At 66.0% G+C, this 24,400-nt stretch carries 25 protein-coding genes and 1 pseudogene; 12 read left to right on the top strand and 14 right to left on the bottom strand.

Annotated features, from left to right (window positions below; all coding sequences use genetic code 11):
- The first annotated feature begins 17 nt into the window (after positions 1–17).
- Positions 18–881: an SDR family NAD(P)-dependent oxidoreductase gene (locus AB0M74_RS24165; RefSeq protein WP_366528543.1), complete on the top strand. Its 864-nt coding sequence runs from the start codon at positions 18–20 to the stop codon at positions 879–881.
- A 15-nt stretch (positions 882–896) separates the two neighbouring features.
- Here the strand turns inward: AB0M74_RS24165 and AB0M74_RS24170 are convergent, their stop codons facing one another.
- Entirely contained in the window at positions 897–1,688 is a 792-nt protein-coding gene (locus tag AB0M74_RS24170; RefSeq protein WP_366528544.1) for an SDR family oxidoreductase, read from the bottom strand.
- Positions 1,675–2,466, bottom strand: a complete 792-nt coding sequence (locus AB0M74_RS24175) for a 2OG-Fe(II) oxygenase (RefSeq protein WP_366528545.1) — start codon at positions 2,464–2,466, stop codon at positions 1,675–1,677. Before AB0M74_RS24175 ends, AB0M74_RS24170 begins: the two co-directional genes overlap by 14 nt.
- Positions 2,467–2,555: 89 nt before the next feature.
- On the opposite strand from AB0M74_RS24175, the gene AB0M74_RS24180 reads away from it, so the two are divergent.
- Positions 2,556–3,155: a GDSL-type esterase/lipase family protein gene (locus AB0M74_RS24180; protein WP_366528546.1), complete on the top strand. Its 600-nt coding sequence runs from the start codon at positions 2,556–2,558 to the stop codon at positions 3,153–3,155.
- A gap of 169 nt (positions 3,156–3,324) precedes the next feature.
- Here the strand turns inward: AB0M74_RS24180 and AB0M74_RS24185 are convergent, their stop codons facing one another.
- Positions 3,325–4,794, bottom strand: a complete 1,470-nt coding sequence (locus AB0M74_RS24185) for an AarF/ABC1/UbiB kinase family protein (RefSeq protein ID WP_366528547.1) — start codon at positions 4,792–4,794, stop codon at positions 3,325–3,327.
- A 108-nt stretch (positions 4,795–4,902) separates the two neighbouring features.
- Between AB0M74_RS24185 and AB0M74_RS24190 the strand changes: the two genes are divergently transcribed.
- Entirely contained in the window at positions 4,903–5,688 is a 786-nt protein-coding gene (locus tag AB0M74_RS24190) for a GntR family transcriptional regulator (protein ID WP_366528548.1), read from the top strand.
- Positions 5,689–5,747: 59 nt separating this feature from the next.
- Complete coding sequence (locus AB0M74_RS24195; RefSeq protein ID WP_366528549.1) at positions 5,748–6,719, top strand: oxidoreductase; 972 nt, start codon at positions 5,748–5,750, stop codon at positions 6,717–6,719.
- Between the two features lie 36 nt (positions 6,720–6,755).
- On the opposite strand, the gene AB0M74_RS24200 is transcribed toward AB0M74_RS24195, so the two are convergent.
- On the bottom strand, positions 6,756–6,878 hold the full coding sequence (locus tag AB0M74_RS24200; RefSeq protein ID WP_366528550.1) for a hypothetical protein: 123 nt from the start codon (positions 6,876–6,878) through the stop codon (positions 6,756–6,758).
- Positions 6,879–7,339: 461 nt separating this feature from the next.
- On the opposite strand from AB0M74_RS24200, the gene AB0M74_RS24205 reads away from it, so the two are divergent.
- On the top strand, positions 7,340–8,308 hold the full coding sequence (locus AB0M74_RS24205; RefSeq protein ID WP_366528551.1) for a DUF5996 family protein: 969 nt from the start codon (positions 7,340–7,342) through the stop codon (positions 8,306–8,308).
- Positions 8,309–8,326: 18 nt separating this feature from the next.
- On the opposite strand, the gene AB0M74_RS24210 is transcribed toward AB0M74_RS24205, so the two are convergent.
- The 5 genes from AB0M74_RS24210 to AB0M74_RS24230 all read right to left on the bottom strand — a co-directional run bounded on the left by AB0M74_RS24210 (position 8,327) and on the right by AB0M74_RS24230 (position 13,217).
- Positions 8,327–9,451, bottom strand: coding sequence for a nitronate monooxygenase family protein (locus AB0M74_RS24210; RefSeq protein ID WP_366528552.1), 1,125 nt, complete (start codon positions 9,449–9,451; stop codon positions 8,327–8,329).
- A 203-nt stretch (positions 9,452–9,654) separates the two neighbouring features.
- Positions 9,655–11,016 carry a wax ester/triacylglycerol synthase family O-acyltransferase gene (locus tag AB0M74_RS24215; RefSeq protein ID WP_366528553.1) on the bottom strand — a complete coding sequence of 454 codons (1,362 nt, stop codon included), beginning with the start codon at positions 11,014–11,016 and terminating at the stop codon, positions 9,655–9,657.
- A 135-nt stretch (positions 11,017–11,151) separates the two neighbouring features.
- Positions 11,152–11,796: a methyltransferase domain-containing protein gene (locus AB0M74_RS24220; protein ID WP_366528554.1), complete on the bottom strand. Its 645-nt coding sequence runs from the start codon at positions 11,794–11,796 to the stop codon at positions 11,152–11,154.
- 14 nt (positions 11,797–11,810) lie between these two features.
- The gene (locus tag AB0M74_RS24225) at positions 11,811–12,230 is read right to left on the bottom strand and encodes a nuclear transport factor 2 family protein (protein WP_366528555.1); all 420 of its coding nucleotides are present in this window, start codon (positions 12,228–12,230) and stop codon (positions 11,811–11,813) included.
- Between the two features lie 78 nt (positions 12,231–12,308).
- The gene (locus tag AB0M74_RS24230) at positions 12,309–13,217 is read right to left on the bottom strand and encodes a DMT family transporter (protein WP_366528556.1); all 909 of its coding nucleotides are present in this window, start codon (positions 13,215–13,217) and stop codon (positions 12,309–12,311) included.
- A gap of 155 nt (positions 13,218–13,372) precedes the next feature.
- Here AB0M74_RS24230 and AB0M74_RS24235 point away from each other — a divergent pair, with 155 nt between their 5' ends.
- From AB0M74_RS24235 to AB0M74_RS24255, 5 genes are all read left to right on the top strand, one after another.
- Positions 13,373–13,534 (top strand): hypothetical protein, encoded by a 162-nt coding sequence (locus tag AB0M74_RS24235; RefSeq protein WP_366528557.1) that lies wholly within the window; start codon positions 13,373–13,375, stop codon positions 13,532–13,534.
- 389 nt (positions 13,535–13,923) lie between these two features.
- Positions 13,924–14,892: an alpha/beta hydrolase family protein gene (locus AB0M74_RS24240; protein WP_366528581.1), complete on the top strand. Its 969-nt coding sequence runs from the start codon at positions 13,924–13,926 to the stop codon at positions 14,890–14,892.
- Positions 14,893–15,111: 219 nt separating this feature from the next.
- Complete coding sequence (locus AB0M74_RS24245; protein WP_366528558.1) at positions 15,112–16,383, top strand: SGNH/GDSL hydrolase family protein; 1,272 nt, start codon at positions 15,112–15,114, stop codon at positions 16,381–16,383.
- 134 nt (positions 16,384–16,517) lie between these two features.
- Complete coding sequence (locus AB0M74_RS24250) at positions 16,518–17,321, top strand: DUF1460 domain-containing protein (protein ID WP_366528559.1); 804 nt, start codon at positions 16,518–16,520, stop codon at positions 17,319–17,321.
- Between the two features lie 6 nt (positions 17,322–17,327).
- Positions 17,328–17,504, top strand: coding sequence for a DUF1508 domain-containing protein (locus AB0M74_RS24255; protein WP_366528560.1), 177 nt, complete (start codon positions 17,328–17,330; stop codon positions 17,502–17,504).
- 138 nt (positions 17,505–17,642) lie between these two features.
- Here AB0M74_RS24255 and AB0M74_RS24260 read toward each other — a convergent pair whose 3' ends face one another.
- The 3 genes from AB0M74_RS24260 to AB0M74_RS24270 form a co-directional block, all read right to left on the bottom strand.
- Positions 17,643–19,400: a cutinase family protein gene (locus tag AB0M74_RS24260; RefSeq protein WP_366528561.1), complete on the bottom strand. Its 1,758-nt coding sequence runs from the start codon at positions 19,398–19,400 to the stop codon at positions 17,643–17,645.
- 220 nt (positions 19,401–19,620) lie between these two features.
- On the bottom strand, positions 19,621–20,256 hold the full coding sequence (locus tag AB0M74_RS24265; RefSeq protein WP_366528562.1) for a TetR/AcrR family transcriptional regulator: 636 nt from the start codon (positions 20,254–20,256) through the stop codon (positions 19,621–19,623).
- A gap of 151 nt (positions 20,257–20,407) precedes the next feature.
- Positions 20,408–21,346, bottom strand: coding sequence for a LysR family transcriptional regulator (locus AB0M74_RS24270; protein ID WP_366528563.1), 939 nt, complete (start codon positions 21,344–21,346; stop codon positions 20,408–20,410).
- 133 nt (positions 21,347–21,479) lie between these two features.
- Here AB0M74_RS24270 and AB0M74_RS24275 point away from each other — a divergent pair, with 133 nt between their 5' ends.
- Together AB0M74_RS24275 and AB0M74_RS24280 are read left to right on the top strand one after the other, a co-directional pair.
- Positions 21,480–22,760, top strand: coding sequence for an MFS transporter (locus tag AB0M74_RS24275; RefSeq protein WP_366528564.1), 1,281 nt, complete (start codon positions 21,480–21,482; stop codon positions 22,758–22,760).
- Between the two features lie 110 nt (positions 22,761–22,870).
- Positions 22,871–23,455: an isochorismatase family protein gene (locus tag AB0M74_RS24280; protein WP_366528565.1), complete on the top strand. Its 585-nt coding sequence runs from the start codon at positions 22,871–22,873 to the stop codon at positions 23,453–23,455.
- A gap of 61 nt (positions 23,456–23,516) precedes the next feature.
- Here the strand turns inward: AB0M74_RS24280 and AB0M74_RS24285 are convergent, their stop codons facing one another.
- A complete protein-coding gene (locus AB0M74_RS24285; RefSeq protein ID WP_366528566.1) occupies positions 23,517–23,915 on the bottom strand; it encodes a hypothetical protein in 399 nt (132 codons plus the stop codon).
- Positions 23,916–24,085: 170 nt separating this feature from the next.
- A pseudogene (locus AB0M74_RS24290) lies at positions 24,086–24,400 on the bottom strand (alpha/beta hydrolase); the annotation flags it as partial.

Consider the following 24,400-nt stretch of genomic DNA (forward strand, 5'->3'; position numbering starts at 1 on the left):
ACGCTCGGAGGGCAACAATGGCAGGGCCGGAACAGAATCTAGCAGGTAAGACCGTGGTGGTGACGGGCGCGAGCTCCGGCATCGGCGCGGAGGCGGCCGCGAAACTGGTGGCGCGCGGCGCCACCGTCGCGGTCGTCGGTCGCTCACCCGAGCGGACCGCCGAAGTGGCGCAGCGGGTCGGCGCGGCAGCGTTTCTCGCCGACTTCGCCAGGTTCGAGGAGGTGCGCAAGCTCGCCGAGCAGTTGCTCGACCGATACGAACGCATCGATGTGCTCGCCAACAACGCCGGCGGCGCCTGGGCGAAACGGATCGTCACCGACGACGGCAATGAGCTGACCTTCCAGGTCAACCATCTGTCACCGTTCCTGCTGACCGCCCTGCTGCGTGAGCGCCTCGTGCAATCGCGGGCCCGAGTGATCAACACCGCGAGCACGACCTATCGGATGGCGAAGCTGGACCTCGACACCGTCAACGCCTCGACCGGCTCGTTCAACCAATTGGGCGCCTACGCCGCGTCGAAGCTGGCGAACATCCTGTTCACCAGGGAACTCGCTCGCCGCACCGAGGGCACCGGCCTGGTCACCGCGGCTTTCCATCCCGGTGTGGTGGCGACCCACGTGTACGACAACGCGCCGCTCGGCCTCGGCGCGCTGATCCGTTCGCCGCTGTCGCGGCCCTTCTTCATCCGGCCGGACAAGGGCGCGGATCCCCTGGTGCGGTTGGCGACGGTCGTGGACGCCGAGTCGCTCAACGGTAAGTACTTCCATCGCTTCAAAGAGGAAGCGCCGAGCAACAAGCAAGCGGTGGACCCGGACTTCGCACAGCGGCTGTGGGCGATGTCGGAGCAGATCACCGGCCTGGCATCGAATTCGTCCGAGTAGCGGTCGAATCGGGCCTCAGCTCGGCCGGTCGCCCGCACGCGAGTGCCTGCCGCCGGTCGAGCTCTCGGGCCCGCCGCCGACGCCGAACACGCCGCCGGTCATGGTGCCCTGGTCGAGCTCGACAATCGACTGGAGGACCTGCTCGGTCGGCACGGTCGAGGGAAAGCTGTTGGGTGCGATCGCATTCACTCGCACGCCGAACTCGTCGAACTCGGCGGCCAGGTGGCGTGTCAGTTGATTGAGCGCGGCCTTGGATGCCGCGTAGAGCGCCTGTCCACCGGGGAATACCTCCGAACCCGCGATGCTGGAGACATTGACGATATTGCGGTTGCGTTTGCGGTTCTCGTCCCCGGCGTGTATCCATGAGCGCTGCGCCAATCGTGCCGACAATCGCAGTGGCACACCGACATTGACCGCGAAATGGGGCTCGAATTCTTCCAGCGCGGTATCGCCGTCGACAATGCCGCGCGGCTGCCAGCTGCTGTGGGCCGCGTTGTTGACAAGCAGGTCCACCCGCCCGAACCGCGCGAGGGCGAGGTCGACGACCCGCTCGACCTCGCCCTGCTCGGTCAGATCGGACCGGACCATGAAGATCCGCGCATCATTCTCCGGCACCGGTATTTCCGGTGCGAACGGGTCGACGAACCATTCGTGCTGCGAGGGTGCGGCCGGAATCCGGGTGCGGCACACCGCGACGATGTCGTACTCGGTGTAGGCCGCCTGGCAGAAGGCGTCGCCGAGCCTGCCGCCCGCACCGGTGAGCAGGCACACCCTGCGTTCCTCGCGTGCGAAATCACCACTGCGCAATGCGGTCTCCTCCCCACTGTTGCACCGCATCGCTTTTCGGCCGATGCAGCCACATCACCACGCTGTTGCGGGCGGCGGCATTATTGCCGACGAAGGTATGCCACGACCGCGGCGTGCATTCGAAAAGCACCATGGAATTGTCCAGCGGCGGAATGGTCAGCGCCGGCATCGGGCTGCTGCCCGCGATGTGCTCGTACAACGCCGTCTCCCCGCCGTCGCCCGCGACCCACCCCGGGTTGCCGAGGTAGAACAGCACGGCCACCGCGCGCACGGTTTCCCGGGCGGTGATCGCCGAATCCCTGGCGCCGGTCTTCAGGTCGACCGTGCCGTCGGGCGTCCGTATTTCGCCGGGTTCCGGCGCCGGTCCTGCGAACCAGGCCGGGTTCAGGTCGTTGTGCGGCCACCCGCCCGGACTGCCTGCGGGGTGGTGGTGCAGTGACCCCTCCACGTCTCCGGTCGTCGCGACACCCGCGACTGCGGCGATCAGGTCGTGCCACTCCCGCGAAAGGAACAGCGCGAGTGGCCCGTCGCGCAGTGTTGTCAGCGGCACTCCGCTCGCGCTGTATCCGTCGGTGACCTGTGTGAACGCCTCCGGTTGCTGCCGAAGCACGCGTTGGAATTCCTCGGTCAACCGCTGGAAGAACTCTGGGACGAACACATCCCGCGCGTACACGTGCGGAAACGGTCCGGCGCGGCGAATCCAGCGCCGGTGGGCGAACAGCTCCACGAACCATGGCGGCGCCGTCGACGCAGCGTGCAGCGCTTCCCCTGTCGACATCAAATCCCTCCCTGATGAACCACCCGCGATCTTATTGCCTGCCCGTACCCCGGTGCGCGCTGGTTGGTCGGGCTTGCGAGGATCGCACCGTGAGTCGTGACCTTCGTGTGTGTTTCGTCGGTGATTCGTTCGTCGCCGGGGTCGGCGACCCGCGGTGTCTGGGGTGGGCGGGCCGTCTCGCCACCCAGGCCCACGCCGACGGGATCCCGATCGTCAGCTACAACCTGGGCGTGCGAGGGCAGACATCCACGGATGTCCGTGCGCGCTTCCTGGCCGAGTGCGTCCAGCGACTGCCGCAGGGCACCGACGCCAGGATCGTGCTGTCCTTCGGCGTCAACGACACCATGCAGGTGGATGGGCAGTGCCGGGTGACGTCGGACCAGTCTGCCGCCAACCTCGGTGCGCTCCTGCGACAGGCCGCCGGGCACGGCTGGCCGGTGCTGATGGTCGCACCGCCGCCGATCGACGACGTCGAACACAATGCCCGCACCGCCGCGCTCGACGAGCGATTCGCGGAAATCTGTGTGGCCGAAGGGATTCCGTATGTCCGGATCCATCAGCAGCTGCGTCAAAACGCGGTGTGGATGCGTGAAGTCCGGGAGGGTGACGGCGCGCACCCCGGGGCGGAGGGCTACGACGAGCTGGCCGCGGCCGTTGCTCCGCAGTGGCGGGAGTGGTTGTCGCGCTGAGTGATCCGCCGGCCGGTCGCGATACGGATCGGTCGGTTCGTCCAAGCGGGCGGGTACGCGGCTGCGACCAGTCGACCACCCCGCGGAATCGCGACGACAAATATCTGTCTGAGACGATACAGGCGGTAAGGGATCGGATCTTCGGTCGAGCCGGGCGCGGGCGGCGAAGTCAGCCGACGGACCGCGTGTCGGCCCGCTGCCTGCGCACCGCGGCCAGGTCCACCGGCGGCCCGTCGGGCGCGGGCGGGACGAACGCCACAGGCAACCCCGGCATCCAGCGTCCGACCTCGGCGCGGAAGGCCCCCTCGGTCCCGAGCTGGCACAGCACGCCGATCAACGTGAGTGCCGAACGCGCGAACGGCGTGAAATACGGCGGCATGGTCGTTTGCCGAACGCTGTTGGACAGCCGGGGATTCGTCACCCGCAGCACCTGCTTGCGCAGCCACGGGGTGGTCATGCGATAGGTCGAGTGTTTGAACGGTTCGGTGCACGGCACGACAAGGGCAAAGAGGGCCTCGACGTCGAATTCGCGCCCGGCCTGGACGAATCCGTGGCGTCGGGCCGCCGCCGCCAACTCTGGTGGGCCGCCGTTGAACAGGGCGTGGCAATAGTCCGATGCCAGTTCTTCGAAGCCATCGGGCGGCCACGCCGAGCAGGCTCCGAAATCGACGACCCCGAGGCGGCCATCGGGCAGGATGCGGAAATTTCCCGGATGGGGGTCGCCATAGAGCAGGCCGGTGCGCAGTGCTCCGGACGCCACGAATCGCACCATCAGCATCCCGACTCGGTCGCGCTCGGCCTGCGCGCCTGCGGCGATGACGCGCGGAACCGGAGTGCCGTCGAGCCATTCGGTGATGAGCACATCGCCGCACTGCTCGATTACCCGCGGAATGTAGATGTCCGGATCCTCGGCATACTCCGCGGCGAACACCCGCTGGTTCTGGGCCTCCGCCGCATAGTCGAGTTCGGCACGCACACAGGCGCAGATCGCCTCGGTGACGGCCTCGACGTCGGCGCCGGGCAGGAAAACGCCTGCCAGAGTTGAGATTCGGCGCAACTGCTCCAGATCGTTCTCGATCGCCTGTCGGCCGCCGGGATACATCACCTTGACCGCGACCGGTCTGCCGTCGCGCCACACTGCGTGATGAACCTGGCCGAGCGATGCGGCGGCCGCGCGGCGGTCGTCGAATTCTCTGAAATACCAACGCCAGTTCTCGCCCATGCTCGCCGCCATCGCCGCGTGCACGCTCGACGGCAGCATCGCGGGCGCGGAATCCTGCAGCCTGCTCAATGCGATGCGGTAGGGCTCGGCGATCTGGGGCGGCAGGGCCAGCTCATAGATCGCCAGCAGCTGGCCGAGTTTGGCGGCGCAACCTTTCAGCTCGCCGAGCACCTCGAAAATGTGCTGGGCCGTGCGCAACTGGATGTCCCGGTTCACTTCACTCGCCGACCTGCCGAGCGCGCGCTTGCCGACGCCCGCGGCCTGCCTACCCGCGTAGGCTACCGGCAACGTCGCGAGTTTCGCACTGCGAACCGCTTTGCGAACCGGGGGTTTGCCATTCGACCCTGTCGCGAAAAGGCGTGTGCGCCTACCGGCGGATTCGCTCTCCTGGGGATGGTTGCCTCGTCGAATGGTCATGACTCACCTCATACTGTGCGCAGATCAGTCTCGCACAGGTGCAGCCAGGGATAGGAAGGGCTTAGACTGTCTGGGACGTATTGGAACCGAGTCGAAAGGTGGCATTCGATGGGATCCCAGACGGTAGTCGCCGACGTTGCCGATGAGCTGGCACGCCGGGTTGCCGCGGGGGAGTATCAGCCAGGGGATTTGATGCCGTCGGTCCGTCAGGTCGCGGAGGAATTCGACATGAATCGCGCGACCGCGCAGCTGACGCTGGGGCGGCTGGAGTCGTACGGATTCGTCGAAGCACGGCGGGGTAAGGGGTTCACCATCCGTGACGTCCGGGAGGCGGGCGGCATTGATGTGTACCGGCACTTGTTCCGGTTCTCCATTCCGATGCCCGATACCGCGATCGAAATGTTCCGCGACATCGTCGAGGTCGAACGCGGGATCGTGATGGAGGCGCTGCTCGCCTACACCGGTAGCGAACAGGAGATCGATCCGGCCGAATTGAAGGCCGATATCGACCGGCTGGAAGCGCTTGCCCGGCTGGAGGTTCCGGATTTCCGCCAGATTCTTGCGATCGAGGTCGCACTGGTGCGCAAGTTGCTGACAGTGCTCGGGCTGAGCATGCAGCGGGCCATTTTGAACTCCATCGGCGAGATGGTGCTCGAGGTGCCCGAGGCGATCGAGGCCTATTTCGCGGGTGCCGCGGACCTGCACGTCTTGGTGTGGCGGGCGCTCGTAGCGGTGTGGGACACCGGTTCCGGGCCGTCGGAGGCGCAGCTCGCGCTGTTCGAGGATCTGTTCGGGATGTACCACGAGAAGGTGGTCGCCAAGTTCGAGGAACTGCTCGACGGCGCGGACGCGGACGCGGGTCATGCGGACGACGCGCACGCGGCAACGGCTTGACGCCCCTGCTCGACGAATACCGTCCGGTCAACTGTCTGAGCCAGGATTGATCACCTGATATGTCGGTGTACAACACAATTCTCCCGCGCCGCTGGACCGTCGCCGATATTCCCGACCAGTTGGGGAAGACCGTCGTAGTCACCGGCGCCAACAGCGGTCTGGGCCTGCGCACCGCGGAAGCCTTGGCGAGCAAGGGCGCCCGAGTCCTGCTGGCCTGTCGTGACCAGCAGAAGGCCGCGGCGGCGTCGGACGTAGTGAGCGCGGTGGCCACCGGGCCGAAACCCGAAGTGCTGCTACTGGATTTGGCCGATCTCGCCTCGGTGCGGCGGGCGGGCGCGCAGCTCGACGCCACGGTCGAGCGGCTGGATCTACTGGTGAACAACGCGGGGGTGATGGCGACGCCACGCGGGCAGACAGCCGACGGCTTCGATGCCCAGTTCGGCACCAATCATCTCGGCCACTTCGCGCTCACCGGCGCCGTACTGCCCGCACTCCTGCGGGCGCAGCGACCGCGGGTGGTGACCGTTTCGTCGGTGGCTGCCTGGGGAGGTCTGATCAACTGGCTGGACCCGAACTGGCGGTGGTTCTACCTGCGCTGGCCCGCCTATAGCCAGTCGAAGCTGGCCAACCTGCTCTTCACCGCCGAACTCGATCGCCGGGCCCGTGCCGCGGGCACCGGGTTGCGCGCCGTCGCCGCGCACCCGGGCCTATCGGCGACCCATCTCTACGACCGGAACGGCGAAAAGGGCGCTGCGGGCATCGTGGCCGCCATCCCGCAGGCCATTCTGTTCGCACTCGCCCAGTCCGACCGGATGGGTGCGTTGCCGCAGCTCTACGCGGCCACCATCCCGGATCTGCCCGGAAACGCCTATCTGGGACCGGGATTCGAATTCGCGGGCTATCCGAGGCGTACGTTGCGACACCCGATGGCCTACAGCCGCTCGGCGGCGAGAAGGATGTGGCGACTGAGTGAAAAGCTGACCGGCGTGCGCTACGACTGGGATTCGGCCGCGCAGTGGAAGGTCCAATAGCGCCGCGCTAGTGCGCGGTCGTCACGCCGGCCGGGTTCACCGGTCCGCCACCGCGCCCGCGGCCAGCACGAGCGCGGTGATGATCATCAGGGCGAGCACGCCGAGTATCGCCAGATTCCTGCCGCGCGGCGCATCGGTGCTGTCCCGGTTCGGACACACGTGCGAATCATGGCTTGCGCCTGCGCAATCGGGATTGGTGCACAAAGACATATCGGCCTCTCAACGATCTTCAGAATCGAGCACTCGCCACCCGGCATGCAGGAGAGCGGCTTCCAGTATGGGGATCGGTGCGGCAGGTGTAGCAGTCAGGCCATTCGGCTGCGGGCCGGTGCCGGTGCCGGTGGTGTACCGGCGGCGTCGTCGAGGTCGGTCTCGCGCGTGGGCGGTAGCGGGCGAAGCCCCGCGTCGACGGGATGGCCATCATGGACGCGATCGTCGGCAAGCGGCAGGGTGCGTAACCGGGCCGCCTTGGATGGAGCGCCCCCCGCGAAGCAAGTACAGCAATTATATGGCAACACTTAAGGGGTGGCATTCGGGCTGATCAATGGCAATTGCCCAATTCGGAGAGGGAAATGGCAATCTTCTAGCGTAGTTGCTCGATCGGTCGTACCGTTTTCGATATGGACGCTGTCGAGCCGCTGCCCGCCCTGCCGCTGGCATCCTGGCGCCCCACCAAGGAGACGCTGCACCGGTTCGCCCAGGTCGTCGGTAAGGTCGCGCTGGCCAAGGGCATCCGGCGCAATCACTGGTGGCATATGACCTATCGGCTCACGGCGCGCGGCTGGACCACGGTCCCGCTCGGTTCTGCCCGCAATGGACCGGTATTCGCCTGTACCTTCGATTTTTTCGATCATGTGCTGCGGATAGCGACAGATCGCGGCATCGAGGTCGAGATCGATCTGCCGAGGCAGTCTGTCGCCTCTTTCTACGGCGACGTGATGACCGGTCTGCGTGATCTCGGCATCGATGTCGTGCTGCCGCACCCGCATCCCTTCGATCTGCCGGACGCGGGGCGCCCGTTCGAGGACGACACCGACCACGCCGATTACGACCCCGAGGCGGCCCAGCGGGCATTTCGGGTGCACAGCCAGGTCGGGCGGATACTCGAGGAGTTCAGCGCCACCTTTTCCGGCAAGATCAGCCCAGTGCAATTGTTCTGGCACACTTTCGATCTCGCCGTGCAGCGATTCTCCGAGCGGCAGATCGATATGCCCACGATGGTCGATTCGGTGACGCGTGAGGCGTACTCGCGCGAGGTCATCAGCGCGGGATTCTGGTTCGGCGATGACAAGGTCCCCGAACCGACGTTCTATTCCTACACCGCACCCGAGCCCGCCGGGCTCACCGATCGGCAGCTGCCCGCCGGGGCGCACTGGGTGTCGTCCGGGTCGGGCCACGCCGCGTACTACCCCTACGACACCGCCCGCCTGACCCCGGATCCGGTCGGCGCCGCGCTCGAGTTCTTCCAGTCCGTCTACGCGGCCGGGTCCGAGCTCGCCGGATGGGATGCCGCCCAGCTGGCGTGCTGGGGCGGCATCACCGACCCGGTGCTCGAGTCGAAGCGCTCCTGGCCGGAATGGCCGGAGTGATCATCGGTGCGGTGCGGGTCAGAGCGCGCCGTTGAGTTTGTTGAGGCGGTCGCACGCCTCCACGTACTCCTCGATCAGGCGGCCGACCACGTCCGCTGAGCGCTCCACTTTGTTCAGCTGACCGACCACCTGGCCGACCGGGTTGAAGTTCACGTCCTTGGCGGCCTCGGGGTAGCGGTGCCCGCGCTTTACGCCGTCCAGTGCCACCATCATCTGCAACGGCATGGGCAGCGGGTCGGGATTGTCGGTCTGCTCCCATGCTTCGGTCCAGTCGTTCTTCAGCATGCGGCAGGGCTTGCCCGTCCACGACCGCGAGCGCACGGTGTCGTGGCTGGTGGCGTCGATGTAGGTCTGCATCTGCGCGGGCGGCACGTTGGCCTCCTCGACAGTCAGCCACAGCGAGCCGGTCCACGCGCCCGCCGCGCCCATCGCCATGGCCGCGGCGACCTGGCGGCCGTTACCGATGCCACCGGCGGCCAGCATCGGCATATCGCCGATGGCATCGACGACCTGCGGCCACAGCACCATCGACGCGATCTCACCGCAGTGTCCGCCGCCCTCGGTGCCCTGGCAGACCACGAAATCCAGGCCGGCCTTCTTGTGGTTGAGCGCGTGCTTCACCGAGCCGCACAGCGCGCCGATCAGGCGGCCCGAGTCCTGGATCTGCCGCACGACCTCTGGCGGCGGCGTGCCGAGCGCGTTGGCCACCAGCTTGGCCTTGGGGTGGCGCAGGATCACTTCGATCTGCGGCGCGACCGTGGTCGCGGTCCAGCCGAGCAGCTGATTGTGATGTTCGCTCTCGGGCAGCTGCGGAACATTGTGGTCGGCAAGGATCTTCTCGGCGAAATCGCGGTGTCCCTGCGGAACCAGTTCCGCCAGTGTGGCTTCCAGCTCCTCGGGGCTCAACCCGTCGATGCCCTTGCCCTCGTATTTGGAGGGGATGACCAGGTCGACGCCATAGACGCCGTGCACGTGCTCATCGAGCCACGCCAGTTCTACTTCCAATTCCTCGGCGGTGAAGCCCACCGCGCCGAGCACGCCGAGCCCGCCCGCATTGCTGACCGCGGCCGCTACGTCGCGGCAATGGGTGAAGGCGAAAATGGGGAACTCGATCCCCAGCCGATCGCAGATTTCGGTACGCATGGCGTGCTGGTCTCCCTAGTGGCTCTAGAACGGGTTACATAGTTGCCCTGCCGTGTTCCAGTCCGGCAGGGCAGGTGATTCCCTGAACCGGCCGAATGGGCCGCATACCGCGAGTATCGCCATGGCGCGGCAGCGGCCCCGTCGACTGGCGAGTGCACCACAATTCGACAGTAACACGTTCTAGTTTTGCTGGGATAGACCTGCTATCGAGCGGCCTGCTCCAGGTCGGTCAGCGCGTTCTCCAAGTGGTCGAGCAGGCGGTGTAACTGCGGCACGCTGCGGCGGCAGCCGACCAGGCCGAAGTCGAGATTGTCGGCATTGGTGGTGAGGGTGATGTTCACCGCCTGGCCGTCCATCGGAATCGACATCGGATAGGTGGCATCGAGGCGGGCGCCGTTCCAGTACTGCGGTTCGCGCGCGCCGGGGACATTGGAGATGACGATATTGAACGGGGGGTTGGTCCAGGAGACGACGCCGGGCAGCAGGGTCAGCGCGAGCGGGCTGAGCATCACCGCGGACAGCGCCATGGCCTGGACGCTCGACAGCGATTTGTAGACCTCCTTGCTACGGCGCATCGACTCGCTGACCACCCGGAGTCGTTCGATCGGATCCTCCACATCGGTGGCCAGGTTGCACAGGGTTGCGCAAATCTTGTTGCCGTCGTTGTCTTCGTCCTCGTCGGACGCCCGCAACGACATCGGGACCATCGCGATCAACGGCTTGTCCGGCAAGGCATTTCGCTCGATAAGGTAGGAGCGCAGTGCGCCGGCAGACATGGTGAGGACCACATCGTTGATGGTCGAGCCGGTCGCCTTCTTGACCTGTTTGACCCGCTCCAGCGGCCACGATCGGACCGCACACCGACGGGCGCCGCCGATGGGCACATTGAACATCGAGCGCGGCGCATCGAACGGCAGCGTCAACTGTTGCTGAACAAGCGCGTTACGGGCAACCCGCACTGCCGCAGGCGCGGAACCGGCTGCCGACAACAGATTTCGTGCCGCGTTGCCCAGTCCGGACCCGACAGCGGCGGCCTCGGGTGGGCGCTTCGAGCGCGGTAGGTGCCACGGCACCCGGGTCTCGGCGGAGTTCGGGTCAGTGGTCAGCGTCCGCGCCAGCACGCGCTGTGCGGCGACGCCGTCGATCAGCGCATGGTGCATCTTCGAATAGATCGCGAAGCGCCCGTCACCGAGGCCCTCCACCAGATGGATCTCCCATAGCGGGCGATGGCGGTCGAGCAGTGTGCTGTGCAGACGGGAGGCCAGGTCGAGCAGCTGGTCGAATCGTCCCGGGGCCGGTAGGGCGGCTCGTCGGAGATGGTATTCGAGCTCGACGTCGGCGTCCTGGGTCCAGCCCAGCTGTGGCGCGCCGAGCCACGTCGCGGGGCGTTTGCGGAAGGTCGGGTGGAATTCCCGGTCCGCCGATAGCTTCTCGTAGGTCAGCTGCGCGAAATCTGGACCGGCGTCCTCGGGTGCCTCGAATAATTGCAAGGAGCCGACATGCATCGGGTGCTCACGCGATTCGGCGAGCAGGAAGACGGCGTCGATCGGTGAAATGAGTTCCATGGTGGGTCGCCCCCTGACGACAGCAGAGTGGTTAGTTCGGTGAATCGACCACGTTGTCGTACGGGTCCGCGCGGCCATGAATCCCCTGCGCGACGCTTCGAACTTACCCGTCCCGAGTGGTTCGCGTTCGCCGAATCATCGATCCTTGACTACCAGCAGATAAGCCTGCTGGAAACGCTCACCGGGTTCCGGTTCCCGAACCAGCTGCGCGACGGTCACGAATCCGGCCGCATGCAGCAGTCCGGCAAGTCGTCGCGGTGACCAGCGGTAGGCGCGAATCACCTTGTGGTCGAACGGTTCCACCACATCGGGGTCGTCGGACGCCTGAAATGCCAGCAGCGCGTGCCCTTCGACCGCGAGTACCCGATGGAACTCGGTCAACACCTCGGGGACCTGCTGCGGCGGTAGATGGATGATCGAATACCAGGCCACGATGCCCGCGAGGGTGCCCGTGCCCAGTGCGAGCCGCTCCATCGATCCCTCGTCGAACCGCAGCTGCGGATAATTCTGCCGGGCCAGCCGGATCATCTCCGGCGACAGATCGATCCCGAAGACATCCAACCCGAGATCGGTCAGATGCGCTGTCACCCGGCCGGGCCCGCATCCGATATCGGCGACCACGCCGGAACCCATGCCCTGCACCCGTTCCGCGAACGCCGCGAGCATGGCGCGATCGAACGTGCTCGCGGCGAGTTGATCCTTGACGAAGTCCGCGTAGACCTCCGCGATGTCGTCGTAGGCGGCTCGGGTGGCGGCCGTATCGGCTGTCGAATCCAACACCCTGTGCAGAGTACCTAGGGGGTGTCGAAAGCCCTTGCAACCGCGAGGCTGTCTTCGTAAACATGATGGCGGGTGATGAGGCCGTGCTCGACGGTGAGGTGCAGCGCGAACCGCGAGCGGTACGCACGCCCGGTCGTTATGGCGGTTTGCCGAATCTCGCCCAGTACCACCGCGTGTGCGCCGTCGATCAGGATCTGTTCGATCCGGGTGTCCGCCTGCTCCGGCACGTGATGCGCGGCGATCTCACGGAAATGCGCGGCGGCCTCGGTACGCGTCGATTTGTGCCGAATCCACGGGGTGGCGCTGCGCCCGTGCTCGTCCTGCGGCCAATCCAGCTTCCAGTCCGCGCCGTCGGCATACAGCTGCGCGATTCGTTCGGGATCGCCGGATCCTATGCGTCCCAGCAAGTCCTCTACTACGGCGCGAGTGGTCATGACAGGTGTCCTCCGATCCGCACCGCGTCGGGCAACGGTGCCGACCGCCATCCTTGTCGGGGCCTGCGGCTTTGGCGATTACCTGTCAGGTAAAGGCGTGGCGGGCACCGCGTGCACCAAGTCCTGGTCCGACGTTGCGGTGCGCGTGCGTGCGGTGCCGAGCATGGATCCGAGAATGACGAGGGGGAAGCCGATCGCCATTCCGATGGTCAAGGGTTCCTCGAGCAGGGTCACGCCGAGCAGGATGGCCACCGCCGGGTTGATGTAGGTGATGACAGTCGCCCGGGCCGGACCGACCTCGCTGATCAACGCGAAGAACACCAGGAACGCTGCGGCCGTGCAGATCACGGCAAGCCCGAGTACCGACCACGCGGCGTCGGTGGTGATGCGGGCGGGCCAGCGCAGCCCGGCGAACGGCGCGTAGATCACGGCGGCCAGGATCAGCGATGCGGTGACCACGCCGAGCGGCGGCAGATCCGCGAGCGCCCGATTGATGATGATCGGGCCGATCGCATAGCCGAGTGTGGTCAGCGCGATCGCGCCGATGGCGGCAGGCTGTGAGAGGTCGACGTCCAGACCGACGAGGGCGGCGACGCCCCCGAAGCCGACGACGAGTCCGAAGGTGCGCCGGGCGTCGAAGCGATCGTGGCCCAGTTTCGTCACGATCACCACCGCGATCAGCGGCACAGCGGCGATCAGCAGACCGACGGTGGAGCTGTTCAAGGTGGTCTCCGCGTATCCGATCAACAACCACGGCCCGGTGATCTCGACGAGCGTGTACAACAGCAGTGGTCGCCATCGCCGGAACACCGGTGCAAGAGTCTTGCTGTACAACGCGATCGGCAACAGGATCGTTGCCCCGATCAGCGTCCGCCCGAAGGCGACCACGGTCGGATCGAGATCCCGCACCGCGACGCGAATCATGGCGTAGGGCACGCCCCAGATGACGCCCATCGCCAGGAAAAGCACCCATCCACGCCTGGTCATCGTGCGACCGTTTCTTTCTCGGACATGCTCCCGCTCACTTTCGTTCCAGCGGGGAGCCTATCGGGAAGGTCCCATCATCCGACACCCGTTCAGCGCGGATTTTCGCAGCCGATCCCACCCATCGGGGCATTGATCGCTCGAACACCTCGATCGAGGTGCGGAGCAGGCTCGCGGGTCCGAGGTTGCGCGCCGCGCCCGCGCCGGCCGTGCAGGTGATCGATCCCGAAGGCACGCGGCTGATCGACCTCGCAGCCAGGGCGGCAACGACGAAGCAAGAAATGAGCGAACTCGTCGGGCACTTGGACGTGCCCGGCTAGGTCGAGGTGCTGCCCATCCGACCGACGGGCGGTCGCCTGAGGGTGCTCCGCGGGTCGGTGCTCGAGGCGGGTCTCGATGTGGTTGCCCGGTTCGACGCCCATCGCGACGCGATAGTCGGTGACTGAGGTCGTTGCGCGGGCTCGACCTGGGTTCGAGGTGGCGGTGACCGTCAGCATGCGGCGCGTCGACTGATATGCCTGCTGGACAACCGGATTCGACGCCTGCGCGGTAACGCGGACAGGCCGGATCTCGATCAACTTTCCGGGCCCGTGGCGTTGCCGTGCCCGCAGAGTCGAAGGGTAGGGTCTTGGAACGTTTGATACGGGGGCGAGTGGCACTGGCGGCGATATCGGCCGCGATCGCGCTCGGCGTCGGTGCGGTTCCCGCGATGGCGGAACCGGCTCGGAGTCCTGGTGTGGTGCGGCCTTCGGCGCAATCGTCGGATGGCTCGTATGTGGAGCGGGTCGAGTGGCAGGACGAGCGCAACGTCCGCCTGCGGGTTCATTCCGCGGCGATGGACGCCACCTTTCCTGTCGATGTGCTGCGGCCGAGTGACACCTCTGTGCCGCGACCTACGCTGTACCTGCTCAACGGCGCGGGCGGCGGCCAGGACCTGGCGACGTGGAAGCGCAACACCGATGCGCTGACCTTCTTGTCGGACAAGAACATCAACGTCGTGCAGATCGTCGGCGGGCAGTTCAGCTTCTACACGGATTGGCTCCGACCGGACCCGGAGTTGGGTGTCAACAAGTGGCAGACCTATGTCACCGAGGAGCTTCCGCCGCTCATCGACGCCGCGCTCGGCACCAACAAGGTCAATGCCCTCGCGGGCCTGTCGATGGCGGGCACCGCGGTGCTCAATTTCGCGATCGCCAGGCCCGGCCTGTTCCGCAGCGCCGCTGTTTACAGCGGTATCAGCCAGACCAGTGACCCGATCGGTCAGCAGATGGTCAAGGCCACCGTGGAAATTTGGGGTCGGGCCGACACCGAGAACATGTGGGGGCCGGTCGAGGGCCCGTTGTGGGTCGCGAACGACCCCATTGTGAATGCCGAAAAGCTGCGCGGCACAAACTTGTTCATCTCCACCGGCAATGGCATCCCCGGCGTTTACGACATCCCCGGTAGCAAGTTCCGCCTGGAATCACCGGCCGAAACGCCGCAGGTGGTCGCGATCGGCGCGGTGATCGAAGCGGGCGTCAACTGGTCGACCCACAATCTGAACACTCGGCTCGATCAGCTGAAGATCCCGGGCACTTTCGTCTACCGCGACAGCGGCACCCACTCCTGGGGCTACTGGCAGGACGACCTGAAGGCGTCGTGGCCGGTGCTCGAGAAGGGGTTGCTCTCCGCTCCGTAGCGGGACGAGATTCGAAGCCGAAACGGGCGTCGCTGCGAGCTGTTCGCACAGTTCGCAGCGGCGCCCGTGTGCGTCCGACGGTGTGCTTCGGCCCACGCCGCTATCTTGTGGGGTCCTCCCCAGCTCGACCTAATGGAACTAGAGTTTCGTTAACGGCTCGAGTCGTGCTACTGTCTGTTCTGTCTTAACGGAACGGAATTCCCGATAGTGGGGTACGACATGACGATCACAAGCGCTGTAGTGCGTAACTGGAAGAAACTGCTGGCGGCCACGGCCGTGGGAATCGCCGTCGCGGGCGCCGTCGGAATCGCGCACTCGGACGGCCCTGTCGAAACACCTGACTGGAGTGCCGCGTGGGCGGTACCGATGCAGTTACCCAGCGAAGGTTTCGAACCGAACTGGTCCACCGACGGTTTCGCCGATCAGACAGTGCGGCAGGTGGTCAGAGTGACCAGCGGCGGCACCGAAGCGCGGATCACACTGTCCAATCGCTACGGTGCCGACGCGTTGCAGATCAACGCCGCCACGATCGCCCGGACGGGACAGGCCGCCGCGGTGGCGCCGGAGACGATTCGGCCGCTGCGATTCGGCGGGGCGGAATCGGTGATGATCGCGCCCGGGGACGTAACCACCAGCGACGCAGTCGAACTGCGCCTGGCGCCCTTCGAGTCCGCGACGGTAACGCTGTATCTCCCGGCCCGCACGGGACCAGCGACCTTCCATGCCCAGGGCTACGCAACCAGCTACCGCGCGGGCGGTGACCACGCCGGTGACACCGGCGGCGCGGCTTTCACCGAGACCACTCACTCCTGGTACTACCTGTCCGATCTCCAGGTCACCGGCGGGAGGAAACCGGTAGGCACGGTCGTCGCCTTCGGCGACTCCATCACCGACGGTTACGGTGCGGGCAACGACACCAACCACCGTTACCCGGATCTACTCGCCGACCGACTGGCCGCGGCCGGTGCGTCCCGCGCTGTCCTCAACTCCGGCATCGGCGGCAACCTGGTCCGCAACGACTCGCCCTGGTACGGCGACAGCGCGTTGAAGCGGTTCGAGCGCGATGTGACCACCCAGCCCGGCGTGTCCTCGGTGGTCATTCTGGCCGGCCTCAACGACGTCGGGTTCTCCGAGATCGACTTGCCGACCTACAAGCCCAATCCGGCAGTGTCGGTCGACGAACTGATCAAGGGCTACCGCGAGCTGATCGCGAAGGCACACCAGGCCGGGATCTCAGCGATCGGCGCGACTCTGCTGCCGATGCGGGGCGCCGAGTACTACACCGATACATCCGCCGCGAAGATCCGCCTGCTCAACGAATGGATTCGCACCAGCGGCGAGTACGACGCCGTCGTCGACTTCAATGCCGCGCTGGCGGACCCGGCCGACCCCGAACGCCTCGCCCCCACCTTCGACTCGGGCGACCACAAGCATCCCAACGCCGCAGGCTACGCGGCAATGGCCGCCGCGGTCGACCTGAAAACCCTGTAGCGCGAAACGATCACAGTGCGCGGACCGAGTCAACCAGCTCGGCCCGCGCACCTGCTTGCCGGGCAACCGGCCACGCGGCCGGAGTGGCCGGTCTACCGTGGGTGTTTGTGCACCGGATCACCTCGGGAGGCGTCTTGCGCACCATCACTCGCTTGCTGTTCGTCATCGTGGCCATGGCCTGCGGCGTCGTGCCGATGCTGCCCACCGCCCTCGGCGCACCGAGCGCTGCCGAGATCGATGCCGCCACCGCCGGAAAGATCGACGAATTGCTGGTGTTGGGGACTGGCGGGCGCAGCAAGGGCGAGCAGATCGAGGTGCTGTCTCGCCAATTCCTCGGCACGCCGTACGGCGCGGATATGCTCGTCGGCTCGGCGAGCAGGCCCGAACAGCTCGTCATCGATTTCCGACGCGTGGATTGCTTCACCTATCTCGACTATGTCGAAGCGATGAGCAGGTCGACCGACCGGAGCCAGTTCGTGACGAATCTGATCGAGACCCGCTATACCGACGGCATAGTCGATTACCAACAACGCAAACACTTCTTCAGCGATTGGGCGCACACGCCGAGAATCGCTGCTACCGACGTCACCGCAACCCTGAGTGGTGCTGCCTCGACCGTCACCAAACACCTCAACGCGAAAGCCGACGGGACTACCTATCTCCCCGGACTGCCGGTGGTGGATCGCGCGATCACCTATATTCCCAGCGGTGCTGTGGACGAGAATGTCGTCGGCCGACTTCGCACCGGCGACTACATCGGCGCCTTCGCTGATCTGCCGGGCCTGGACGTCACCCATGTCGGCATCTTCGTCATGACGCCCAACGGCCCGATTTTCCGCAACGCATCCTCTCGCGCGGCCGACAATAAAGTCGTCGATTCTTCCTTCGCCGACTATGTGCGGTCGACCCCGGGCATAGTCGTACTTCGCCCGCAGTAGTCAACGGTGGCGGTATTCCGCACCGACCAGGTAACCGCAAAGGCCGCAACGTTCGAGCTGTACAAGGACAAGGCCGACAAGTTCCGCTGGCGGCTCAACGCCGCGAACGGCGAAACCGTCGCCGCCGGCCAGGCCTACGAAAGCAAAGCCGCCGCCGAGAACGGCATCGAATCGGTCCAGTAGAACGCACCGGTCGCGCAGGTCGCCGACCAGACCCGATCCGGATTCGCGGCCTATTCCCCTCATGCCACGGCGCGCGGCGCCCGAGCAGAAAAAGACCCTGCCCGACACGTGGTGAGTCGGACAGGGTCCAGAATTCGGCTAGCCGCCGGCGCCCGCGGCCGGGGGCACACTGGTGGTGGTCGCGGGTTCTGTTGTTGTGGTCGGCGGGGTGGTCTCGGCGGGTATTCTGGTCGGCTTCGTGGTCTCGGCGGGCGCTGCGACCGAAGTGGTCCCGGCGGGCGCCGCGACCGGAGTCGGAGCCGGTGGGGTTGTCGTGCTCGTGGTCTCGGACGGCGACGCTGTAGTCGTCGGCGCGGAGGTCGTCGGCGCTGTAGTCGTCGTTGTGCTGCTGACATCGGTCTTCGCGGGGGCAGCAGTCGTGGTCGGCGCTGACGCGGAGGTCGGCGTCGACGTGGGTGTGGACGTAGACGGGGTCTTGGTCGGTTCGGTCGTCGGCGCTGCCGAGGTGACCGCCACCGCCTTGTACACCGCGTCGAGGTCCGCCGCCTGCGGCTTGGCGGTCGTGTCGACCGGCTGACCCGCCTGTGCCTGCTTCGCCAGGTGCGTGAGCCAGGCCGCCGCATATTCGGCGGATGTCAGTGGCTTGCCGTCGGCCGCGCTGGCGTCACGCCAGTAGTCGAAGTGGTGACCGGTGTGATTCGGCCCCAATGTGAGCTGGTATGGGTCGCTCATGACCACAGGGATCGTGTTCTGGTTGGTCACGATGAGACCGATGATCTCGTTGAGCACCTTCTGTGGCAGATAGGCCAGCGGCGACATCTCGTTGGTCGAGATCTTTTCCGCCGTCGCCGGAGCCTTCGGCGCACCCGGCTTGTACGCCGGATCCGACACCTTCAGCAGTACCTCGAGAAAGGTCTCGTCGCTCTGCATCCAGTTCGGTTGCGACTGAATGTCGGCGAACGCCGCAAGCGCGATCTTGCCGAGGACGACAGCGACGTCCTGTCCTGTGGCGGGTGTCAGCCCTTCTCGTTCGAGTGCGTCGACGTTCAATTGCCTGCCCACATTGACCACCAGCTGCAGCAGGGAAATGTTCTCCGGTGCCGCGCAGGTGAGATCGCCCTCGGAGCAGAACGAGGCGATTCTGCCGTTCAGCGCGCCGAAGTCACCGCTGGTGCCCGGCAGCGCACCGCCGCCAGGTGCCGGTTTCGTGCCGTTCTGATACTGCTGGTCGAAGCCGTCGGGATTGCCGAACGGGTCCTTCGCGCCGGGGAACGGTCCGTCACCCGCCGAGCGACCGGCGTCGGCGAGGATGACGACGCCGACGACATCGGCCGGATCGACGATCCCGTAGGCACCGTCCTTGTCGGCGTCTTGGTGTCCGATCTGCATCGCGACGCGGCGGACGACATCGGCGCCCTCGCTGTATCCGACGATCGAGAACTTGGTATCGGGGCAGGCTCGCGTGATCTGCTGCATCACCTGTTCGGTATTCGCGACACCGGTGTTGACGGCATCTTCATAGCTGGCCATGTTCGCGGGATAAGCGATGTACACAGCGGCGTACGAGCCCGGGTCCACCGCGCCGGCCGGTGCGTTGACGACCGGATCGACCCACTCGCTGGAATGGTCACCGGACAGTGCTGCCGGCAACTCCTCACCGTTGGCGCCGACGAGCAGTTTCGTGGTCCCCGCGACCGGGGTATCGCCGCGGCCTGCCACCGAGATGGTCACCATGTCGTGGCATTCGGTGACCGATGTCGTGAGCTGCGTATCCCGGGTTTGTGGCGTCGATGTCAGTGCCCATGAGGCGGCGACGACTGCCGCTACCCCCAATGCCGCCGGTCCGGCGACCGTCGAAGCGATGCGATGTCGCGCGAAAAACTCGCGGAAAGCCATGTCCTGATCCCCATTCCAATTACCGACAAGTGGACGGACAAGCCCCCCGACGGGCCATGCGTCACCAGGAACGTCGTGGTGGGGGCGTCGAGCGTTACTCGGGCAACCGGTCGTCGATCTTGTTTCGGCGCAAAAGGGTCAAGCTATCAAGTGTGACAATTCCATCATTGTCACTGGATGCAGGGCTTGGTCGTGATGCCCGGATCGCCACCTGCGGCGGTTACAGCTGCGGCTGCGGTGGCGGGGTGCTGGTGGTCAGCTCCTGTGCCGACTGCGTGCTCATGCCGAACATGCGCAGTACATGGAAAGTCATCTCGTCGGTCAATGCGGCGGCATCGGCGTCCGGTCGCGCATCGAGTAGCTGGAGCAGGCCGAGGAGAGCGCCACCCGCAGCCATGACCGCCATATCGGGATCCATCGGTTCGAACCGCCCCGCCTCCTGCGCGGCGATGATGTCGCGGCGCGCGTGCGGCGCCGGGCCCTCCTCGCGCAGCAACACCGATATGCCCGAATTCAGCAGCACCCGCACCATTTCGGGTGCCTGCCGCTGCAGTCGGCCGGTCATGCGGAAATTCACCGCGAAGACCTCGGCGGGATCGTCGGTCACCGTGACGCCATCGCGCATCCCGCTGAACACCTGCAGTGCCGAGCGCACCGCCTCGTCGAACAGTTGGTCCTTGGATTCGAAGTGGTTGTAGAAGGAGCCGAAACCGACATCGGCCGCATCGGTGATCTCCTGGATGCTCACCGCGCAACGGCCCTCGGACAGGAACTTTCGTGCCGCCGCGAGTAGAGCGTTGCGGGTGCGCTCGCGACGTCGATCGATGCGGTTGCGCACTGCGGGTTCGGCGGTCATCGCTCCTTCTTCCACTGGAAAGTTACGAAGAATCATAACTGAGGAAAACATCAGAGACGATGTGGGTGCTGATCCGCCTCGCAGAGCTGCGCGCACCGGATCCTCGCGGTTCGGCGGGTTGTCGATCTCGTCATCGTCCAACCCGTGCGCTCTAGGTCGATCGCTGTTCCCATTGAGGTACCCAGACCTCGACCCCGGGTGTGTCTACTCGTCTGGAGTCGAGGTAGGCGCGAAGTTCGACGAGCGCGGGATGCGGATTGTCGTCGCGCCAGATCAGTGACATCGGGTAGATCGGTGTCGGGTTGCGCACCGGTATGCGCCGCAGGTCGTAACGGTCGGGCCACAGATACCGCGAACCTTCGCCGACCAAGGTCGCCAGGTCCGATGAGTCGGCGATCTCGTCCAGTAAGGCCTCTTTCGCGAAGACAGGGCCGAGCACGTCGATGGTGAACCCAAAGGTGGTGGCGAATTCGGCGTAGTAGGCGGCCACCTCGCCACGGACAGGAAGGCCGGGCATCCAGATTCGGTGCCCGGCCAGTTGCGCAGGCGTGACGTCGCGGGCGTCGGCGAGCGGGTGGCGGGGGCCGACGAGCAGCTGGTGTGGCTCGTCGATCGCTCGGGCAGTCTTGACCGCCTTGGGTTGATGCCGCCGCGGGGGGACGGCGTGGAAGGTGGCATCGATCGTTCCCGCTTCGACAGCGGCGATCGCTGCGTCGACGTCGGCATCGAGGGTGACGATGTCCAGCTCGATCTCGGGATGCGTGTGGTGGAAGTCCTGGAGGAGCGCTGCCGTGACGACGCGCCGGGCGACGACATCGACGCGCAGTGCGCGCCGGCCAGGGCGCACGGAAGCGTCGGCGCGCTCTGCGACCCGAAGCAGTTCACGGGCATGGGGCAGAAATGCCTGGCCGTCGATCGTGAGTTGGGCGCCACGGGCCGTGCGGGTGAACAGACGCACATCCAGGTATTTCTCCAGAGTCGCGATGCGCTTGGAGGCTGCCTGCTGAGTAATCGACAACACCGCGGCAGCTTCCTGGAACTGGCCGGCGTCCGCAGCGGCGACAAAGGTGCGCACAGCGTCGAGATCCACGCCGGAAACCCTACTCACACAACGTACGGTTGTGGCTCGCCGCCGGCTCAGTTGTTTGATCCCGCCTCCTCGGCCTTGCTTTGATCAACAGCGATCAACAGCGAGTTGTTCGAGGCGGGAGGTACGGATCTTGGTGGCCAGACGATCCCTTGGACAGCAGTTCGGATGGCTGTGGACGTCCTACGCAGTCAGCGCCTATGGCTCCGGGCTGGGATTCGGTGCGTTACCGCTGATCGCTGTGCTGGTGTTGCACGCCGGCCCCGTTCAGGTGTCCGCGCTGTCAGCGGTGGGGCCTGCAGTGGGGGCGCTGATTGCGTTGCCGCTCGGGCCGTGGGTGGAGTTTCGCCGTAAGCGGCCGGTGATGATCACGATGGATCTCGTCCGGTTCGCGGTCATGATGACGATCCCGGTCGCCTATGCCTTCGGCCGACTGAGTTTCGTCCAGTTGCTGGTCGTCTCGGCCGTGGTCGCCGCGGCCAAGATCGCCTTCAACGCGGCCAGCGGCACATACCTGAAGGCCCTCGTCCGACCGGATGATCTGCTCGTGGCCAACGCGCGGTTCGAGTCGACGACGTGGAGTTCCATCGCGGTCGGGCCACCACTGGGCGGGGCGGCGATCGGCCTGTTCGGACCGGTCACCACCGTGGTGGTCGATGCGCTCAGCTACCTGCTCTCCGCGCTGGGGGTCACGGCGATCCGCGGCCGAGAAGAACACCCGCAGCGAACCGGCACGCGCCGGGTCCGGGCCGACGAGTTGTTCGACGGTTGGCGGCACCTCCTGGCTCATCCCGACCTCCGGGCGCTCTACCTCAACCAGCTGCTCGTCAGCGGACTGATCATGGCCACCGAGCCGCTGTTGGCCGTGCTTCTGCTCCGCCAGCTCGGATTCCCACCCTGGCAGTACGGCCTCGCCTTCGCTGCCCCTTGCCTCGGCGGACTCATCGGCGCACGCCTTGCCGGCCGTGTGGTGGCACGATTCGGCCAACACCGGATCCTGCGTACGGTCGGCACGCTGCGCGCGGTGTGGCTGATCGGCCTGGCCTTCGTCCAGCCCGGTGTCGCCGGCCTCGCGACGGTGATCGTTGTCGAGCTCGCGATCATCATCAGCATGAGCCTGTACAACCCGGTACTCGTCACCTACCGACTCGAGCACACACCCGAAGACCGCATCGCCCGCACCCTGTCGGCCTGGTCGATCAGCAGCAGCGCCGCCATCGCCGTCCTCAGCGCGCTCGGCGGACTGCTCGCGTATGCCACCAGCCCACGCACAGCTATCACGGTCGCAGGACTGCTGATCCTCGCCAGCCCGCTACTGCTACCCCGCCGCCAGGATTTCTGGTGCACACCCGACGCCACGGTGGCAACTGTCCATGCCCAACCACCGGCAGCGGTCGGTTCGCGTGAAGTCGAGTAGCGCGGCCGCCAACAGCTTTCAGAGGCAAACCACGCGACAACACCAAAGGGCTGGCCCCGGGCCCACGTCGGACACCGGAGCTGAGCCGCCCACGCAGGAAGGCACAATTCATGACTGTCACCGCACTCGACTCGTCCAGCGCTCTTGTCATCATCGACTTGCAGAACGCCGTCATCCACGCTCCCACGGTCCCTATCACCGGCCCCGAGGTGGTGGCCCGGGCGGTCGAGTTGGCCCGCGCCTTCCATGAACACCACGCCCCGGTCGTCCTGGTGCGGGTCACAGTCCGTGCCGACGGATCGGATGCCGCTCCAGGTCGCTGTGGGGTCCCGAGCAGGCCCGGTTCCTTGCCAGATGGCTGGGATGTCATTGTCGATGACCTCGCCGGCCACCCGGACGACATCACAGTGACCAAGCGCACCTGGGGTGCTTTCCACGGAACCGACCTCGACTTACAACTGCGTCGCCGCGGCGTCACACAGATCGTGCTGGCCGGGCTCACTACCAGCATCGGTGTGGAGTCGACCGCCCGTGCCGCCTACGAACACGGCTACCACGTCACGCTCGTGACGGACGCCATGGCCGATCTGGATGTGGATGCGCACCGCAACAGCGTCGAACGGATCTTTCCTCTCCTCGGCGAGACTGGTTCCACCACCGAGATCGTTGAAATGCTTGCCCAGACCCGCAACTGACACCCGGGACGTCCCGATCGGTCGTACCCGTCAGGTCGGTGTGGTCGGGGTCGACATCCCATCAAGCGGCGTCGAGGGCCGCGGTGATCTTGCGGGACATCTCGGTCATGGTGGGGTTGGGTGCACCCTGGTGGATCTGGGCGGCTTCGATCGCGAGGAGGACCGTGCTGCGGAAGTTGTCGGCCTCGGTCGGAGCCTGCTTCGCGAGCAGGTTCACCGCCGCGGTCAGGGCCGGCAGGACCTCGTCGGCGAGTCCGGCGACGGATTTGCCTGTCAGATTCACGCTCTTCGACTTCTCGGCGAGCACATGCCCGACCAGGCCGGTCGCGGAGGTCAGGGCGATGGTGCCGTCGGTGGCGGCCTTGTGGGGTGAGCTACCGGTGGCGGCCAGCAGTGATACGGCACCGTAGGCGGCGGTGCGCAGGGTGAGCTCGTCGTGGTCGGCAAGGATGATGGACATGGTGGTGTGCTCCTTCGAAACTGTTGTGGTGAAATGCGATTGAACGGATGGGTGGTGCAATGCGGCCGGGTTGGTGCCCGGGGTATCCGGATTGTTCAGGGTGGGTCGGCCTAGGTCATGGCACCGGCGAACGCCGCCGCCGACCGATCGAGAGCCTGCCTGTCATCGGCTCAGCCGACCTCGTGTTCGTGGGCGGCTGCCGTCTCGCGTACGGCCTCGGCGACGGCCCGGAAGTCTTTGCGCAGAATGTGGGAGTGGTTGCTCGCGACGCGTGCGCTGACCCGGATGTTCGAGTTGCGGGCGAGGACCGGATCGAGTGAGGCTCGCACGGCTGCCATTTCCTCTTCGCCGCCGCCGAGGTTGGCGCCGGTGGCCAGGACATACCGCACGGGGCAGCTCACGCGGTCGAGGACCGGTGCCAGGGTGGCGTGCAGTTCGTTGGCCTCGATGTTGATCTCGGCGTGCTGGTCGGCGGTCATTCGTGC

The organism is Nocardia sp. NPDC051463, assembly GCF_040681975.1.
Lineage (GTDB): Bacteria > Actinomycetota > Actinomycetes > Mycobacteriales > Mycobacteriaceae > Nocardia.

Coding starts and splice junctions, on each gene's coding strand:
- AB0M74_RS24285 (WP_366528566.1), bottom strand. CDS start 23,915: ATGTCCATCATCCTTGCCGACCACGACGAGCTCACCCTGCGCACCGCC.
- AB0M74_RS24245 (WP_366528558.1), top strand. CDS start 15,112: ATGACGATCACAAGCGCTGTAGTGCGTAACTGGAAGAAACTGCTGGCG.
- AB0M74_RS24265 (WP_366528562.1), bottom strand. CDS start 20,256: ATGACCGCCGAACCCGCAGTGCGCAACCGCATCGATCGACGTCGCGAG.
- AB0M74_RS24260 (WP_366528561.1), bottom strand. CDS start 19,400: ATGGCTTTCCGCGAGTTTTTCGCGCGACATCGCATCGCTTCGACGGTC.
- AB0M74_RS24165 (WP_366528543.1), top strand. CDS start 18: ATGGCAGGGCCGGAACAGAATCTAGCAGGTAAGACCGTGGTGGTGACG.
- AB0M74_RS24195 (WP_366528549.1), top strand. CDS start 5,748: ATGTCGGTGTACAACACAATTCTCCCGCGCCGCTGGACCGTCGCCGAT.
- AB0M74_RS24190 (WP_366528548.1), top strand. CDS start 4,903: ATGGGATCCCAGACGGTAGTCGCCGACGTTGCCGATGAGCTGGCACGC.
- AB0M74_RS24225 (WP_366528555.1), bottom strand. CDS start 12,230: ATGACCACTCGCGCCGTAGTAGAGGACTTGCTGGGACGCATAGGATCC.
- AB0M74_RS24185 (WP_366528547.1), bottom strand. CDS start 4,794: ATGACCATTCGACGAGGCAACCATCCCCAGGAGAGCGAATCCGCCGGT.
- AB0M74_RS24175 (WP_366528545.1), bottom strand. CDS start 2,466: ATGTCGACAGGGGAAGCGCTGCACGCTGCGTCGACGGCGCCGCCATGG.
- AB0M74_RS24230 (WP_366528556.1), bottom strand. CDS start 13,217: ATGACCAGGCGTGGATGGGTGCTTTTCCTGGCGATGGGCGTCATCTGG.
- AB0M74_RS24280 (WP_366528565.1), top strand. CDS start 22,871: ATGACTGTCACCGCACTCGACTCGTCCAGCGCTCTTGTCATCATCGAC.
- AB0M74_RS24215 (WP_366528553.1), bottom strand. CDS start 11,016: ATGGAACTCATTTCACCGATCGACGCCGTCTTCCTGCTCGCCGAATCG.
- AB0M74_RS24205 (WP_366528551.1), top strand. CDS start 7,340: ATGGACGCTGTCGAGCCGCTGCCCGCCCTGCCGCTGGCATCCTGGCGC.
- AB0M74_RS24210 (WP_366528552.1), bottom strand. CDS start 9,451: ATGCGTACCGAAATCTGCGATCGGCTGGGGATCGAGTTCCCCATTTTC.
- AB0M74_RS24240 (WP_366528581.1), top strand. CDS start 13,924: ATGGCGGAACCGGCTCGGAGTCCTGGTGTGGTGCGGCCTTCGGCGCAA.